The 15,779-nt window shown below is 72.9% G+C and carries 12 protein-coding genes; 4 read left to right on the top strand and 8 right to left on the bottom strand.

Annotation, left to right across the window (positions count from 1 at the left end):
* Positions 1–147: 147 nt before the first annotated feature.
* A complete protein-coding gene (locus ACZ7D7_RS00290; protein WP_470821122.1) occupies positions 148–471 on the top strand; it encodes an STAS domain-containing protein in 324 nt (107 codons plus the stop codon).
* A gap of 273 nt (positions 472–744) precedes the next feature.
* Complete coding sequence (locus ACZ7D7_RS00285; RefSeq protein WP_470821120.1) at positions 745–3,264, top strand: ATP-binding protein; 2,520 nt, start codon at positions 745–747, stop codon at positions 3,262–3,264.
* A 142-nt stretch (positions 3,265–3,406) separates the two neighbouring features.
* Here ACZ7D7_RS00285 and nucS read toward each other — a convergent pair whose 3' ends face one another.
* Complete coding sequence (nucS, locus tag ACZ7D7_RS00280; protein ID WP_470821119.1) at positions 3,407–4,078, bottom strand: endonuclease NucS; 672 nt, start codon at positions 4,076–4,078, stop codon at positions 3,407–3,409.
* A gap of 290 nt (positions 4,079–4,368) precedes the next feature.
* Between nucS and ACZ7D7_RS00275 the strand changes: the two genes are divergently transcribed.
* On the top strand, positions 4,369–4,761 hold the full coding sequence (locus ACZ7D7_RS00275; protein WP_470821118.1) for an SCO5389 family protein: 393 nt from the start codon (positions 4,369–4,371) through the stop codon (positions 4,759–4,761).
* An 82-nt stretch (positions 4,762–4,843) separates the two neighbouring features.
* Here ACZ7D7_RS00275 and ACZ7D7_RS00270 read toward each other — a convergent pair whose 3' ends face one another.
* On the bottom strand, positions 4,844–5,872 hold the full coding sequence (locus ACZ7D7_RS00270) for an LLM class flavin-dependent oxidoreductase (RefSeq protein ID WP_470822395.1): 1,029 nt from the start codon (positions 5,870–5,872) through the stop codon (positions 4,844–4,846).
* 262 nt (positions 5,873–6,134) lie between these two features.
* On the opposite strand from ACZ7D7_RS00270, the gene ACZ7D7_RS00265 reads away from it, so the two are divergent.
* Positions 6,135–6,473 carry an ATP/GTP-binding protein gene (locus ACZ7D7_RS00265; RefSeq protein WP_470821117.1) on the top strand — a complete coding sequence of 113 codons (339 nt, stop codon included), beginning with the start codon at positions 6,135–6,137 and terminating at the stop codon, positions 6,471–6,473.
* Between the two features lie 39 nt (positions 6,474–6,512).
* Here the strand turns inward: ACZ7D7_RS00265 and ACZ7D7_RS00260 are convergent, their stop codons facing one another.
* The 6 genes from ACZ7D7_RS00260 to scy all read right to left on the bottom strand — a co-directional run bounded on the left by ACZ7D7_RS00260 (position 6,513) and on the right by scy (position 15,550).
* A complete protein-coding gene (locus ACZ7D7_RS00260; RefSeq protein ID WP_470821115.1) occupies positions 6,513–7,382 on the bottom strand; it encodes an ABC transporter permease in 870 nt (289 codons plus the stop codon).
* Positions 7,379–8,629 (bottom strand): ABC transporter ATP-binding protein, encoded by a 1,251-nt coding sequence (locus ACZ7D7_RS00255; protein ID WP_470821113.1) that lies wholly within the window; start codon positions 8,627–8,629, stop codon positions 7,379–7,381. Before ACZ7D7_RS00255 ends, ACZ7D7_RS00260 begins: the two co-directional genes overlap by 4 nt.
* 102 nt (positions 8,630–8,731) lie before the next feature.
* Complete coding sequence (locus ACZ7D7_RS00250) at positions 8,732–9,502, bottom strand: ABC transporter permease (RefSeq protein ID WP_470821112.1); 771 nt, start codon at positions 9,500–9,502, stop codon at positions 8,732–8,734.
* Between the two features lies 1 nt (position 9,503).
* A complete protein-coding gene (locus ACZ7D7_RS00245; protein ID WP_470821111.1) occupies positions 9,504–10,478 on the bottom strand; it encodes an ABC transporter ATP-binding protein in 975 nt (324 codons plus the stop codon).
* Positions 10,479–10,583: 105 nt separating this feature from the next.
* Positions 10,584–11,519: a cellulose-binding protein gene (locus ACZ7D7_RS00240; protein WP_470821109.1), complete on the bottom strand. Its 936-nt coding sequence runs from the start codon at positions 11,517–11,519 to the stop codon at positions 10,584–10,586.
* A gap of 182 nt (positions 11,520–11,701) precedes the next feature.
* Positions 11,702–15,550 carry a polarized growth protein Scy gene (gene scy / locus ACZ7D7_RS00235; RefSeq protein ID WP_470821107.1) on the bottom strand — a complete coding sequence of 1,283 codons (3,849 nt, stop codon included), beginning with the start codon at positions 15,548–15,550 and terminating at the stop codon, positions 11,702–11,704.
* Positions 15,551–15,779 lie beyond the last annotated feature (229 nt).

Below are 15,779 nucleotides of genomic sequence, written 5' to 3'. Positions count from 1 at the left end.
CGGAGGGTCACACCCGAGGGTGAATTCGGTATCGGTTCGCTTACAGACGGCAACCACCGGCGGCTCAACGCCGTCAGAGGTTGCATCACCGGCACCACACTTGGACCCACATCCGCGGAGCACGAGACGCACGCACGGGGAGCGCATATGCACATCAGGGGCGACCACGCCGAGCTGGTCGTCGGGGGCCGCCTCGACGTCCGCAGCGCGGCGGACGCCCGAACGGTCCTGCACTCGGCCGTCGACGACGGAGTCGGCGATCTCGTGCTGGACCTGTCAGAGCTGGACTCCTGGGACGCCACCGGACTCGGCGTGATCATGGGGGCCCACCGACGCGCCGGCCGCTGCGGCCGACGGCTCGTGCTGCGCGGCGTGCCGCCGCAGATGCAGCGCCTGCTCGTCGCCACCCGCCTGCACCGCATCCTGGCGATCGAGGGCGGCCTCGCCGTGGAGTCCCTGCCCCGCGTGTGACGCCCCGGCAGTCGCGCGGGGTGTGAAGCGGGCGCCGGGGGAGACCCGGACGAGCACCGGCGAAACGTACGTCGCGGCCAATCCTCACGAGACCGTGATGTCTCGGACGGCTCGGCACCCCGGGCTGTCGGAGATACTGAGCGAAGGTTTAGGGTGCGGCTGCCCGCTGCCTTGCAACCCTACGAGCGGGCCCGGACCAGAAGCGACAGCGCGGTGTGCGGCAAGGCCGGGAGGGGCTACACAGCACACGACGCTTTTGGGGGGCTTGAACCCATGGACCCGAACAACCGGGGACCCGAGGAGTACGGCCACGACGGTGACGGTCATGCGCCGCGTCAGCGCCCGCCCAGGGACTCCCTCACGCCCGAATTCGCCCAGCACGCGCCCGCGCTCGCCCGCACGGTGCGGATCGTCACCGGCGACCACGTGCTCACCGTCAACCCCGTCGACGGCAGCGAGATAGAGGCCTGCCCGCCCGGCGAACGGCCCGCCCGCCCGCGGAAGTACACCGCCGCCGAGCGCGCCGAGACCGACCGCGCCGCCAGGCCGCCCGTCCCGCCGGGGCCGCCGCAGCCCGCGCTGCCGCTCCTCCAGCGCCAGGACGAACGCGAACAGCTCGTCCGGCTCCTCGCCCGCGGCCGCTCCGTCCGCCTCACCGGCCCCTCCGGCTCCGGCCGCACCACCCTCCTCGACGTCGTCGCCGAGGACTGCGCCGACCTCGCCCCCGACGGCGTCGTACGCCTCAGCGGCCACCACCGCACCGCCGACGAACTCCTCCACGACCTCTTCTACGCCGTCCACGACGCCCCGCTGCACCGCCCGGGCCGGGACGAACTGCTCGACTGCGTCCGGGAGATCGGCGCGGTCGTCGTCCTCGACGACATCGAGTTCGGCGGCGCCGGGCTCGACGAGCTGCTGGACGCCACCCCCGAGTGCGCCTTCCTGATGTCCGCCACCCCGGACGTGCCCGCCCCCTCCGCCGAGTCCGGCGTCGAGGAGGTCGAGCTCGCCGGTCTCGAACGGGCCGCCGGGCTCGACCTGCTGGAGCGCGTCGTCGGCCGCGGCCTCACCGAGGACGAGTCCAACTGGGCCGGCGACCTCTGGTTCGAGTCCGAGGGCCTGCCGCTGCGCTTCGTCCAGGCCGGTGCCCTGCTGCGGCAGCGCGACCGGCTGCGCGCCGGCAACTCCGCCGTGGACGAGTACGGCGTCTTCGAGGACGCCCGGCCCGACGACGTGCCCGCCTGGCCCGGGCGGGACGAATGGCGGGGCGAGTGGCAGGGCGACGGCGACGAGATACCCCTGCCGTCGCTCGGCGAGGCCGCCGCCCCCGCGTCCCTGCTCGCCTCCCGCGTGAGCGCCTCGGCGCGCGCCGCCCTGCGGTTCGCGGTCGCCCTCGGCGGCGAGGTGCCCCACCCGGCCCATCTGCCCGCCCTCGTGGGCGACACCCACGCCGACGCCGCACTCGGCGAGCTGGCCGCCTGCGGTCTGGTCTCCCCGGTCGGCTCCCGCTACCGGCTCGCCGCCGGGGTGGCCGCCCAGCTGGAGGCCGCCGGCTTCGCCGACGACGTCGAGGAACACGCCCGTACGGCCGCCCGGCACTACGCCTGGTGGGCCGGGCACCCCTCGGTCACCCCCGAGCGGGTGTGCGTCGAGGCCGATGCCGTGCTCGCCGCGCTCGGCGTCCTCGCACCGCTCACCGTCGCGCCCGCCGGTCCTGCCGGTTCCGCGGAGGCGGGCGAGGGGAGCGTCGCCGTCCAGGTGGCCCGCACGGCGGCGCCCGCGTTCGCCGCGGGACTGCACTGGGGCGCCTGGGAACGGGCGCTGCGCTCCGGCGCCGAGGCCGCCCGGCTCGCCGGGGACGTCGCCGAACAGGCCTACTTCCACCACGAACTCGGCATCCTCGCGCTGTGCGGCGGACACTACGACCGGGCCCGCGCCGAACTCGAGGCGTCCATAGGGCTGCGCGGCGCCCTCTCCGACAAGCGCGGCACCGTCGCCGGGCGGCGTGCCCTCGCGCTCGTCGCCGACCTGTCCGGCGTCGCGTCCGGCTTCGCGTCGGCGTTGGCGGGGGACGACGCGGCGGACCTGCGGCACGAGGAGGCCGAGTCGCCGGCGCGTGGGGTGCCGGCGGCGTTCCCGCCGCTCCGGCCGCCGGCCGACGTCGTGCCGACGGTCGCCACGCGGGGTGTGGCGGGGGCCGCTTCGGCGTCCCGTCGGCCGCACGGCGGGGTCAAGGGCTTCGCCCGGAAGAATCTCGTCGCGGGCGGGGCGGGGGCGTTGCTCGTCGCCGTGCTCGGGACGGTGGTGACGCTCGGGGCGACGTCCGGGAAGGACGGGGAGAGCCCTTCCGAGAACGTGGGGGTCAATCCGTCCGTCAGCGTCGGTGTCGACGACGGGCTCGAAGACACGCCGGGGAACGCGGGGGACACCGGGGAGGCGACGAGCCGGCCCACCGCACCGGGGCCGGACGGGACGGTGGGGACGTCGGACGACCCCACGCCGTCGGCGTCGTCGTCCTCTTCGGTGTCCTCGTCGCCGAGCCGGCGTCCCAGCGGGTCGGCGACGTCCACGAAGCCGCCGGCGACCACCAAGCCGCCGGCCACGACGAAGCCGCCGACGTCCAGCAAGCCGACGTCGTCCCCGAAGCCGCCGTCGCAGACGCCTACGGGGTCGCCCTCGGAGACGCCGACTTCCTCGCCCACGGCGACCGATCCGGAGACGTCCGACTCGGCCAGTGCGCCCACCAGCTCCGCTGAGGCGAGCGAGTCGAGCAGTTCGCCTCCGCTGATCTGAGCGTCACGGGGATGGCGCGGCCCGGCTTGCGGGGTGCCGCTGCGCCCACCCGTGCCGCCTGGGGGTACCCCCAGGCCCTTGGGGCACTGGGGGAGGCACGACTGCCCGCAGCTACCGCGGACAACCCAGCGGCGCTGGGCGCCTAGAACAGCTTCAGCTTGTCGTCCTCGATGCCCCGTAGCGCGTCGTAGTCCAGGACCGTGCAGGCGATGCCCCGGTCCGTGGCGAGGACTCGGGCCTGGGGTTTGATTTCCTGGGCCGCGAAGACGCCGCGGACCGGGGCCAGGTGCGGGTCGCGGTTCAACAGCTCCAGGTAGCGGGTGAGTTGCTCCACGCCGTCGATCTCGCCGCGGCGCTTGATCTCCACCGCCACGGTCGCGCCGTCGGCGTCGCGGCACAGGATGTCGACCGGGCCGATCGCCGTCGGGTACTCGCGCCGGATCAGCGTGTAGCCCTCGCCGAGCGTTTCGATGCGGTCGGCGAGCAGCTCCTGAAGGTGTGCTTCCACGCCGTCCTTGATCAGGCCCGGGTCGACGCCCAGTTCGTGCGTGGAGTCGTGGAGGATTTCCTCCATCGTGATGATGAGCTTCTCGCCCGCCTTGTTGACGACGGTCCAGACTCCCTCGTCGTCACCGCTGCCCTCCTTCAGCGTGCACGGCGGCGACATCCAGTTGAGGGGCTTGTAGGCCCTGTCATCTGCGTGGATGGAGACGCTGCCGTCCGCTTTCACCAGGATGAGGCGAGGGGCCGACGGGAGGTGGGCGGTGAGCCGCCCGGCGTAGTCCACGGAGCAGCGGGCAATGACGAGACGCATGGTCGGCAACGCTACTCGACCGGTGCGGGTGGACGCGATTCGCCCACCCGGGACGGTGCGGGAGGGGCGCGTGGGGCGTCCCTAATTTCCCGGTACCCACCTGTTCGATTGTGGCTGATTGTGTGCCCAACAGGACTTCTCCATCTGCCCATTCGCCTGGTGCGGTCACGATCGGTTGCTTACCGTATTGAACGGGAGGTCGCGAAGTGTGTACGCAGAGTGTTCGAACATCGCGAACTTCCTTCACTGTCCGGCAACCCCTGCTGTTCGGGGGTGCGAGAGGAGAACCCATGTCGCTCGACGTCTCACCGGCCCTACTCGAGAAGGCCGAGCGAGGCGAGGTCGACGAAGCTGAATTCGTCGACTGCGTCCGGACCTCCCTGCCCTATGCGTGGGAGATGATCAGCTCCCTGGTGGCCCAGCTGAAGGTGGACGGCGGAGACTTCGCCGACAACCAGACGCCCCCGCCGGACGAGCAGGCGCGCGGTCAGCTGCTGCGTGCGCTCGCGAGCGACGCGATACGCGGCGCGCTGCAGCGGCACTTCGGTGTGCGACTGGCCTTCCAGAACTGCCACCGGGTGGCGGTGTTCCCGCTCGACGCGACGGTCGACGAGAAGCTCGCCCGCTTCACCTCGGTCCGCAGCCAACTGCTCAACCAGTCGCCGGAGTTCCGGGACTGCTGACGTAGGAGAGCCCGCCTTGCCGCTCCGTACGCGGGAGGTGTTGTACCGGAGCGGCAAGCTCTCCGCCCGCTCGGTGGAGCCGTCACTGAAGCTGGGGGAGCACCTCCGTGCCCAGCCGGCGGATGTTCTCCTCCGTGGCCGCCAGGTCCCCGGAGCCCTCCACGAGGAGGGCGAAGCGGGAGATGCCGGTCCGCTCGCTCGTGGCCGCCAGCCGGTCGGCGCACAGCCGCGGCGTGCCCACCGGGTGCAGCCCGCAGAGCAGTTCGGTGTACGCCAGCGGGTCGCGCATCCGGCGCTCCCGCCCGTCCACGGTCACGTGCGCGTCCAGGCCCTGCTTCAGCCAGCCCGGCATGGCCTTCAGCAGCGTCTCCGCCGCGTCCGGGCGCCGGTCGGCGATCTGGCAGACACCGGCCGAGACATGGGCGGCGCGCCGGATCTCCTCCTCGGGGCGCCCGGCCGCGCGCGCGTGCCGCCGCCACAGGGCGACCATCTCGGCCTTCTCCTCGTCCCCGACGTGCATGCCCAGCAGCATCGACAGGCCGCGCTCCGCCGCCAGCCGCACACTCGCCGGCGAGGTGCACGCAAGCACGACCTCCGGCCCCTCGGCCTCCGACAGCGCCTCCGACGGCCTGGGCACGACGGCGACTTCACGGAACCTGAACCGCTCGCCGTCGGCCGCCACGCGCGGGTCGCGCAGCCAGCGCGTCAGCAGGTCGAGCGACTCCGGGAAGTCCCTCTCGTACGCCGCGAGGCCCGAGCCGAACACCTCCAGGTCGACCCACGGGCCGCCGCGGCCCACGCCCAGCGAGAACCTGCCGCCGCTCGTCACGTGCAGCAGCGCCGCCTGCTCGCCGAGCGCCACCGGATGCGCCGTGGGCAGCACGCTCACCGCCGTGCCGACCCGGATGCGGCGGGTGCGGCCGAGCAGTAACGCCGCGAGCGTGACCGCCGACGGGCAGGTGCCGTACGGCACGAAGTGGTGCTCGGCCAGCCAGACGGCGTCGAGCCCCGCCTCCTCGGCGACCTCGGCCGAGCGGACCGCGCGGTGCAGCGCCTCCCCCTGGCCCTGACCCGGGAACTGGGCCGCCAACACGAAACTTCCTACGCGCATGCTCATCCTGCTTCCTGGCTCCGACACGGAGCTCCCCCACAGGGCATAACCGTCTGACACGTGCCGAGGACACGGTCCGGTCGGGAGATTTGCGGATTGTCTGCAGAATGTGGCCCGGCCGTCCGGGACACGCGGTGCTCCCGGGGAGGCCCTGCACAGCTCCGGCGGGGGACTTGTGGTGATTGGCGCCCTACGCGTACCCCCCATGGGGACGCGTAGGCTGGTTACCGCCCACTTCCTGTATAGACCCGAGAGGTGTCCCGTGTCCCCGCGTCGCAACCGGCCCAAGGGCCTCAATGGTGCTGTGCCAGGCCGGAGCGCGGAGGACGACCGCCCCGGCAGGTACGGCGGCTGGCACACGTCCGAGGACTGGCAGGGCGAGGAGTGGAGCGTGCGGCACGTGGCCGGCGCGAGCGCCCAGGGCAAGTCGTACCGCTGCCCCGGCTGCGACCAGTTGATCCCGGACGGCGTCCCGCACGTCGTGGCGTGGCCCGCGCACTCGGGCGTCGACGAGCGGCGGCACTGGCACAAGTCCTGCTGGAACGCGAAGGACCGCCGCACCACACGGGTGCAGCGGTCCCGCAACGCGCCGCGCTTCTAGACGCGGCCCGGGGCCCGGGCCGGTCGGACGTCCCGCCGGTCAGACGTCCCGCTTCTCCAGCAGCGCGTAGGCCCCGGCGAACGCGGCGGCGGTCACCACCAGGACGAACCACAGCGGATCCCAGCCCGACGGGCCGGACTCGCTGAGGGAGTTGGAGTAGAAGACGCTCAACTGGTTCGGGATCGAGTACTCGAACAGCGCCTGCTGCACGTCCTGGAGCGACGACGAGAACATGAACAGCGCGATCACCAGCGGGGCCAGCACCGCGCCGATCATCACGGTGATCGCGCCCGCCGAGTGCCGGACGACCGAGCCGACCACGAGCGACAACAGGCCGAGCAGCGCGACGTAGAGCGAGACGCCGACCGTGCCCTTCAGCCACTCCCCGCCCGACGGTTCGCGGGCCCCGCTCAGCATGGCGACCTGCGCCATGGCGACGAGCGACGAGGCGACCAGCGACACGACGAACGCGACCACGAAGAACACCACGGCCTTCGCCGTGAGGACCCGGCCGCGGGACGGACAGGCCACCATCGTCGTGCGGATCATGCCGGTGCCGTACTCCGAGGCCGTCGTCAGCACGCCCAGCGTGATCAGGCACATGGTGCCCAGCAGCAGGCCGAAGAAGCCGAGCGACAGCGGGTTCTCACCGGACAGGTCGCCCTCGGAGGACGAACTCGCGACGACCCCGCCGGCCAGCAGGCCGATGCCGACCACCAGCAGCACGAACACGCCCAGCGTCCACATCGTCGACCGCACCGACCGGATCTTCGTCCACTCGGAGGCGATCGCGTGCCCGAGGTGCGTGCGCACCACCGGGATCGGCGAGGTGTAGGTCGGGTGCGAAGGGCCGGACGCCGCCTGCCAGTTGGGCGCGGCCTGCGGCATCGGGTGCTGGGGCGTGCTCATCGGGCGTCCTCGTGCTTGGTCAGGTCAGGGGTCTCGGCGGGAGCGGGAGCCGGGGAGGGAGCAGGGGCGGCGGCCGGGGGCTCGGCGGGCGCTTGCGGTGCCTGCGGTGCGCCCTGCGCGTACGGGTTCGGGCCCGCCGCTCCCGGCGCGCCGGCCGGCGCGGTGCCGTACGGGCCCGCGGGCGGCTGGGCCGGGGCCGCCTGGCCCTGGAAGGGGCCGCCCTGCTGCGGGGGCGGCGGGGCGTACCAGCCCGGCTGGCCCTGCCCCGGCACCGGCACCGGAGGCTGCACGCCCGGCGGCAGCGGCTGCTGGAGCCCCTCCCGCTGGTCGGTCGTCGACCGGTAGTCCACGGCGCCCTGCGTCATCCGCATGTACGCCTCCTCCAGCGACGCCTGGTGCGGCGACAGCTCCCACAGCCGTACGTCCGTCTCGTGCGCGATGTCACTGATGCGCGGCAGCGGCAGCCCCGTCACGCGCAGCGCGCCGTCCGGCTCGGGGAGCACGCCCGCGCCCGCCTCCGCCAGCGCCGACGCGAGCTTCTCGCGCAGCTGCGGCTCGGTGTCCGGGGTGCGCACCCGCGCGAAGTCGGCCGAGTTCGCCGAGATGAACTGCGTCACGCTCATGTCGGCGAGCAACTGGCCGCGCCCGATGACGATGAGGTGGTCGGCGGTCAGCGCCATCTCGCTCATCAGGTGGGAGGAGACGAAGACCGTGCGGCCCTCGGCGGCGAGCGCCTTCATCAGGTTCCGCACCCAGAGGATGCCCTCGGGGTCGAGGCCGTTGACCGGCTCGTCGAACAGCAGCACCTGCGGGTCGCCCAGCAGCGCGGCGGCGATGCCCAGCCGCTGCCCCATGCCCAGCGAGAAGCCCTTGGAGCGCTTCTTCGCCACGTCCTGGAGGCCGACGACGCCGAGCACCTCGTCCACACGGCGGGCCGGGATGCCGGAGAGCTGCGCGAGGCAGAGCAGGTGGTTGCGGGCGGACCGGCCGCCGTGCACCGCCTTGGCGTCGAGCAGCGCGCCGACCTGGCGAGGGGCGTTCGGCAGCCTGCGGTACGGATAGCCGCCGATCGTCACATGGCCCGCGGTCGGGTTGTCCAGACCCAGGATCATGCGCATCGTCGTCGACTTGCCCGAGCCGTTCGGACCGAGGAAGCCGGTGACGGCGCCCGGCCGGACCTGGAAGGACAGGTTGTACACAGCGGTCTTGTCGCCGTAGCGCTTGGTCAGGCCGACTGCTTCGATCATGCTCCGCACCCATCGAAAGGTTCAGGGACAGCAGGGCACACGCCCCCGTAAGGGTTAGGAGGATATCCGGGCGCTGACGGTTCCCCCCAAGGGCGGGTAAAACTATGCGTCCCGCTTCTTCAGCACCAGGTAGCCGCCGATCAGCGCGGCCAGCACCCACAGCACCATGATGCCCAGCCCGCCCCAGGGCCCGTACGGGGTGTCGTCGTCCAGCGGCGGCACCACCTGCATGATCTTGCTGCCGGCCTGGTCGGGCAGGAACCGGCCGATCTTCTTCGTCGCCGAGACGTTGCCGAGGATGCTGGAGATCAGGAAGAAGAACGGCATCAGGATGCCCAGCGACAGCATCGGTGAGCGCAGCATCGCGGCCACCCCCATCGAGAACAGCGCGATGAGCGTCATGTAGAGCCCGCCGCCGATGACCGCCCGCAGCACCCCGTCCTCCCCGATCGAGGCACCGTGCTCGCCGAGCATCGCCTGCCCCAGGAAGAACGCCACGAAGCTCGTCACGAGGCCGACGGCGAGCGCGAGGGCCGTGGCCACCGCCAGCTTGCCGGACAGGAACACCCCGCGCCGCGGCACCGCCGCCAGCGAGCTGCGGATCATGCCGCTGCTGTACTCGTTCGACACCACGAGCACCCCGAACACGATCATCGCGAGCTGGCCGAGGCTCATCCCGGCGAAGCTGATGAACGTCGGGTCGAAGGAGAGCTTGTCCCGGGCGCTCATGTCGTCGAACTCGCGCTTCGTCAGCGCCGCGATCAGCATGCCCAGCGCGACGGTCACGACGACGGCGACGGACAGCGTCCACACCGTCGACGCCACCGACCTGATCTTGGTCCACTCGGAGCGCAGGACCTGGGTCGCCGCCATGTCAGCCCCTCCTCCAGCCGTCGCCCCACTGCCGCTGTCCCGCGGGCGGTGGTGCCGTCCCCGCGGCCGGCGCCGCCTGCGCGTGGTACTCCACCGACTCCGCCGTCAGCTGCATGAACGCCTCCTCCAGCGAAGCCTGCTGCGGGCTCAGCTCGTGCAGCACGATCTGGTGCCGCGCCGCCAGCTCCCCGATGTGCTCGGCCTTCGACCCGTCGACCTCCAGCACCCCGCTGCCCGACTCCACTACCGTGACCCCCGCCTCGTGCAGCACGTCGAGCAGCCGCTCACGCTGCGGGGTGCGGATCCTGACGTAGCTGCGGGAGTTGCGCGCGATGAAGTCCGCCATCGACGTGTCCGCGAGCAGCCGGCCCTGGCCGATGACCACCAGATGATCCGCGGTCAGCGCCATCTCGCTCATCAGGTGCGAGGAGACGAACACCGTACGGCCCTCGGCCGCCAGCTGCTTCATCAGCGTGCGGATCCAGTGGATGCCCTCCGGGTCGAGCCCGTTCACCGGCTCGTCGAACATCAGGATCCGCGGATCGCCCAGCAGCGCGGCGGCGATGCCCAGGCGCTGGCTCATGCCCAGCGAGAAACCCTTCGCCTTCTTCTTCGCGACCGCCGACAGACCCACCGTGTCCAGCACCTCGCGCACGCGCCGGGTGGGAATGCCGTTGCTCTGCGCCATCCACAGCAGGTGGTTGTACGCGCTGCGCCCGCCGTGCACGCTCTTGGCCTCCAGCAGCGCGCCGATGTACGTCAGCGGGTCCTTCAGCCGGTCGTAGTGCCTGCCGTCGATCCGGACGTCGCCGGCGGTCGGCCGGTCCAGGCCGAGGATCATGCGCATCGTCGTCGACTTGCCCGCGCCGTTCGGACCGAGGAACCCGGTGACGACGCCCGGTCTCACGGCGAAGGTGAGGTTGTTGACCGCCACCTTCTCGCCGTACCGCTTCGTCAGCCCTTCGAGCTCGATCATGACGGCAACGCTAGAACGGGACGAAGCCCTCTGCCACCTCAGCGGCAGAGGGCTTCGTACTGTTCAGCCGTCGTGCGTCCGCACGTTACGTCGTGCGTCCGGACGTCACCGGGACTGCTGCGCCGGAACCCCGCGGGAGACCGGCTCCTCGTCGCTCGGCGAGCCCGCCGCCGCGACCGCCGCGCCGGTGAGCGTGGCGAGCATCTCGCGCACGTTCGTCAGCTGGGCGTTGATGGAGTCGCGGCGGTTGGTGAGCGCCGCCAGCTCGCGCTCGGACTCCGAACGGATCCGGTCGGCCTTGGCATTGGCGTCCGCCACGATGTCCTCGGCCTGACGCTGCGCCGTCTCCACGGTCTGACGGGCGCGGCGCTCGGCGTCGGTGCGCAGCTTCTCCGCCTCCAGGCGCAGCTGCTCCGCCCGGTGCTCGATCTCCGCGAGCCGCTTCTCGGCCTTGGCCTGACGCGACGCCAGGTCGCGCTCGGACTGCTCGCGGCGCTTGGCGAGGTTCGTCTCGAAGTCCGCGGCGGCCTGGGCGGCCTTGGCGCGGGTCTCCTCGAAGAGGGCGTCTGCCTCCTCACGCTTGGACTGCGCGTCCTTCTGCGCGTCCGCACGGAGCTGGGACGCCTCGCCCTTGGCCTTCTCGACGATCCGGACGCCTTCGTCCTCCGCCTTCGACTTGCGCTCGGCGGCGTAGGCCTCGGCGTCGTTGCGCACCTGCTGGGCCGCCGACTCGGCGAGCTCACGGTGCTGCTCGGCCGCGCGCCGGGCCTCCTCGCGCAGATCCTTCGCCTCCTCCTCGGCGAGGCGGAGGATCTTCTCGACACGCGCACCGAGACCCGCGTACGACGGCTCCGCGTCGTTGACCTGGGCCTGGGCGTTCTGCGTCTCGAGGTGGAGCTCCTCGATGCGCTTTTCCAGAGCGGTGATGCGGGCGAGAGCGCTGTCACGGTCGGAGACGAGCTTGGAGATTCGTTCGTCCACCTGAGCGCGGTCGTACCCACGCCGCACAAGCTCGAAGCCGTAGGGGGAAGTGTCGCTCATGGGGTTCCTGTCGAATGAGACCGGTGAGGTGATAGGGGAATCCTAGGGGTCCGAACGGCGTGTCATCGAGCAGAAGCCCGATTGATCTGGAGAATGACACCCCTTTTGAGTGGCTGACCGCCGGACGGCTTGCCAAAGAGTTGGTCAAAGGCTTCAGGAGACACGACAAGAGGCCCCTCTCGCTAGCTGTCTGACGTCTTGCCACCCGATCGTGTCGCGCCCGCCGCCGCGCCCGCCTTCACCGCGCCGTCCTTGCCGGCCGTCGGCGCCTCGAAGGACTCCAGCGCCTCCAGCACGTCCTGGACCCGGGAGATCTCCGCGTTGATGTCCTCGCGGCGCCGCACCAGGGTCTCCAGCTCGCGCTTGCCCTCCTCGACCGTGCGCCGCGCCTCGCGGATCGCCTCGGCCTTGAGCTCCTCGGCCTCCCGGACCAGCGTGGCCTTCTTCTGCTCGGCCTCCTTCAGGAGCCCCTCGGCCTTCTTCACGGCGGCGATACGGACCTTGCCCGCCTCCGAGTTGGCCTCCGAGACGATCTCCTTCGCCTTCGCCTGCGCCTTGGCCAGCTGCTCTTCGGCCGCCTTGATCAGCGCGTCGCAGCGGTCGCCCGCCGACTTCATCGTCTCGGACGCCTCCCGGCGGGCCCGCTCGTGCAGCTCCTCGATCTCCGAGGTGATGCGGTCGCGCAGCTCCTCGGCACGCTCCCGGATCTGCGTCGCGTCCCGGCGGGCACCGACCAGCAGCTCGTCCGCGTCCGTACGGGCCTTCTCCACCCGGGAGTTGCCCTCGACCGTCGCCTCCGCGACCAGCCGCTCGGCCTCCTTGCGGGCCGCGCCCACCATCGTGTCGGCCTGCGCCTCCGCGTCCGCGGTCGTCTTCAGCGCCTGCTGCTGCGCCTCGCTCAGCAGCTTGTCGGCCTCCGCCGCCGTCTCCGAGATGAGCTTGTCGACCTGCTCGGCCGCCTCCGAACGCCGCTTGTTGGCGTCCCGGCGCGCCTCGTCCAGCGTCCGCTCGGCCTCCTGCCGCGCCGACGACACCAGCCGCTCCGCCTCCGCCTCCGCGTCGGCCTTGACGCGCTCGGCCTCGCCGCGCAGCCGCTCCGCGTGCTGCTGCGCCGAACCGACCGTCTCCGCGGCCTCCGCCCGCATCCGCTCCGCGTCCCCGGACGCGTCCGCGACGAGCTTCTCGGCCTTCGCGACCGACTCGGCCCGCACCCGCTCCGCCTCGGCGGCCGTCTCCGACGTCAGGCGCTCCGCCTCGCCGCGCGCCTCCGTGATGAGCGTGTCGGCCTGCGTCGCCGCGTCCGACCGGATCCGGTTGGCGTCCTCCCGGGCGTCCGCCCGGGTGCGCGCCGCGTCCTGCTCGGCCTGCGCGATCGCGTCCGACGCCTCCGTACGCACCCGCTGGGCGTGCTCGGACGCGTCCGAGCGCAGCCGCTCGGCCTCCGTGATCGCCTCCGACATGGTGCGCTCGGCCAGCGACTTGGCGGCCTCCGCCTCGTCCTGCGCCTCCCGCCGGACCCGGTTGGCGTCCTCGGTGGCCCGCTCCCGCTCCGCGTACGCGTCGGCGCGGACCCGGTCCGCCTCCTCCTCGGCCTCCCGCCGGGTGCGCTCCGCGGAGTGCTCGGCCGCGCTGCGCAGGCCGGCGATCTCCTCCTGCGCCTGCTCGTGCAGACCCGCCACCGAGTCCCGCACCTGCTGCGCGTGCTGCTCCGCCGCCGACACCATCTCCGTGGCGCGCCGGTCGGCCTCCTCGACCAGGCGCACGGCCTCGGCCTGCGCCTCCTCCACGCGGGTGCGCGCGGACGCCAGCAGCTCCTCGCTCTGCTCGCGGGCCCGCAGCCGCTCCTGGTCCGCCTCCTCGCGGGCGGAACCGAGCAGTTCCTCGGCCTCGCGGCGGCGCCGGGCCGCCTCCTCCTGCGCCGCGGCCAGCGTCTCGGACGCCTCCGCCGCGAGCCGCTCGGCGGCGGCCTGCGCCTCGGCGCGCATCCGGTCCGCGCTGTCCTGTGCCTCCGACTTCAGCCGCTCCGCCTCGGCCGACGCCTCCGACCGCAGGCGCACGGCGACGGCCTCGCCCTCGGCCCGCGACGCCGACGCGTCGGACGCGGCCTCGGTGCGCAGCCGCTCCGCCTCCGCCTCGGCCTGCTGCTGCAACGCGCGGATGCGTTCGGCGGCCTCGGCGCGCTGCCGCTCGGTCTCCTCGGCGGCCTCGCGGCGGATCCGCGCGGCCTCCTCACGGGCCTCGCCGAGAGCCTGCTCGGCCGCAGCGAGCCGCGCCTCGGCCTCCGTCTGGAGCCGCAGCAGCTCCTCGGCGGCCTCCAGGCGCCGGGCCTCCACGGCCCGCTCGGCCTCCTCGCGCAGCTCCCGCGCGGCCCGCTCGGCCTCCTCGCGCAGCGCCTCGGCCTGCTCGACGACCTCCTCGCGGTGCCGCTCGGCCTCCTGGCGCGTGCGCTGAAGCGTCTCCTCGGCCTGCCGGCGCAGCGTCGTCGCGCGCTCGATGGCCTCCGTGCGGACCTTCTCGCTGTCGGACTGCGCCGTCGTGCGCAGCTCGTCCGCGTCCGCCTTCGCCTTGGCCAGCAGTTCCTCGGCGGACTTCGCCGCCTCCTCGATCTGCGCCACGGCCTCCTTGCGGGCCTCGGCGCGGATCTTCTCGCCCTCCTCGACGGCGTCGGCGCGCAGTTGCTCGGCCTCGCCGCGCAGCCGACGGGCCTCCTCCTGCAGCTCGACCGTCTTGGCGCGGTACTCCTTGGTGTCGTCCTTCGCCGCGCCCTTGAGCTGCTCGGCGATGTCGTGCGCCTCGGCGCGCAGCCGGTCCGCCTCGGCCTCGGCCTCCGAGCGGATCCGCTCGGCCTCCTCGGCGGCGGCCTTCGTGGTCTTCTTGGCGTCCTCCGACGCCTTGTTGAGGACGTCCTCGGCCGTCTTCGCCGCCTTCGACAGCTGCGACGCCGTCTCCTCGGCGGTGATCGTGCGGGCCTTCTCGGCGGCCTCGGCGACGAGCTTCTCGGCCTCCGCGCGGGCGTCCGCGACGAGCTGCTCGGCCTCCGCCTTGGTGGACTCGGCCTCCTTCGTGGCCTCGCTGACCAGCCGGGCGACCTGCTCCTTGGCGGTGCGCGTGCGCGTCTCGTTCGCCGACTCGGCGCTCGCCAGCGCCTTCGCCGCGGCCTCCTTCGCCTCGGCGACCAGCTTCTCCGCCTCGGCCCGCGCCTCGCGCAGCGCCGTGTCGGCCTCCGTCATGCGCTGCTCGGCGGCCCGGCTCATCTCCTGGGCCTGACGGCGAGCGGTCTCCGACTCCGACGCCGTCGACGTCCGCAGCTGCTCGGCGTGGTCGGTGGCCTCCTGCGCCTGCGTCGACGCCGCGTTCAGCAGCCGCTCGGCGTCCGCGCGGGCCCGGCGCAGCAACTGCTCGGCCTCGGCGCGGGCCGACTCGGCCTCGGACTGCAGGCGCTGGCGGGCCTCGGCGGTCAGCCGCTCGGCCTCCGCGCGGGCGGCGGCCATCGCCTGCTCGGCCTCGGCGCGGGACTCCTCCAGCAGGCGGCGGGCCTGCTGCTCGGTGCGGGCGCGCAGCTGCTCCGCCCACGCCACGTTCTCGTTGACGTGCGACTCGACGGTCTGGCGGCGCTCGGCGAGCTCCTGGTCCAGCTGCTGGCGGCGGGTGACCGCCTCCTGGTGCAGCTCGGCCTGGAGCCGGGCGGCCTGCTCGGCGTGCTCCTGGAGGATCCGCTGGGTCTGCGCCCGGGCCTGGCTCAGCTCGCGCTCGGCGTCGGCGCGGATCTGGTCGGCCTGCATCTGCGCGTTGCGCAGCAACTGCTCGGCCTGGTACCCGATGTCGGCGCTGTCGTAGGCCGGCCGGGACATGATGGTGCGCCGTGCCTCGTGCAGCTTGGCCCGCAGCACCTCGACCTGGTAGCCGAGGTCCTCGGCGTGCTGGATCGCCTTTTCCCGCTCGGTCTTCAGCCGCTTCATCTCGGCTTCGAACCGAGTGAGGTGGTCGACGTCAGCCGCCGGCTCCCGCTCCTGGCTCTCGTAGCCCCGCACTGCGCGGTCCCATCCGTCCCCTGGTCGCAAGTCTCTCCAAACGAGCTCCGTCCATCCGCCGAACGGGGCCCCCGGGGAATGGTGTCAGATCAACGGCGGAGCATGGGCTGCTGCCCCGACGCTCGTCCCCCGAAACCCGGACCCCGGACAGGTTCTGCCGCCGAGGCGGCAGAACGCGGTCGCCCCGGTTGAGCGGCGACCGCACCCAACCCTACCGGCCCATATGTAC

It is taken from the genome of Streptomyces sp. NPDC037054 (genome assembly GCF_055606745.1).
The sequence above is the reverse complement of the archived record's forward strand: the minus strand, read 5'-3'. Positions and strand labels throughout refer to the sequence as shown.

Bases quoted from the DNA above. Each gene is read 5' to 3' on its own strand.
- ACZ7D7_RS00240 (WP_470821109.1), bottom strand. From the start codon at position 11,519: ATGAGCGACACTTCCCCCTACGGCTTCGAGCTTGTGCGGCGTGGGTAC.
- ACZ7D7_RS00250 (WP_470821112.1), bottom strand. From the start codon at position 9,502: ATGGCGGCGACCCAGGTCCTGCGCTCCGAGTGGACCAAGATCAGGTCG.
- ACZ7D7_RS00285 (WP_470821120.1), top strand. From the start codon at position 745: ATGGACCCGAACAACCGGGGACCCGAGGAGTACGGCCACGACGGTGAC.
- nucS (WP_470821119.1), bottom strand. From the start codon at position 4,078: ATGCGTCTCGTCATTGCCCGCTGCTCCGTGGACTACGCCGGGCGGCTC.
- ACZ7D7_RS00260 (WP_470821115.1), bottom strand. From the start codon at position 7,382: ATGAGCACGCCCCAGCACCCGATGCCGCAGGCCGCGCCCAACTGGCAG.
- ACZ7D7_RS00275 (WP_470821118.1), top strand. From the start codon at position 4,369: ATGTCGCTCGACGTCTCACCGGCCCTACTCGAGAAGGCCGAGCGAGGC.
- ACZ7D7_RS00255 (WP_470821113.1), bottom strand. From the start codon at position 8,629: ATGATCGAAGCAGTCGGCCTGACCAAGCGCTACGGCGACAAGACCGCT.
- ACZ7D7_RS00245 (WP_470821111.1), bottom strand. From the start codon at position 10,478: ATGATCGAGCTCGAAGGGCTGACGAAGCGGTACGGCGAGAAGGTGGCG.
- ACZ7D7_RS00270 (WP_470822395.1), bottom strand. From the start codon at position 5,872: ATGCGCGTAGGAAGTTTCGTGTTGGCGGCCCAGTTCCCGGGTCAGGGC.
- ACZ7D7_RS00290 (WP_470821122.1), top strand. From the start codon at position 148: ATGCACATCAGGGGCGACCACGCCGAGCTGGTCGTCGGGGGCCGCCTC.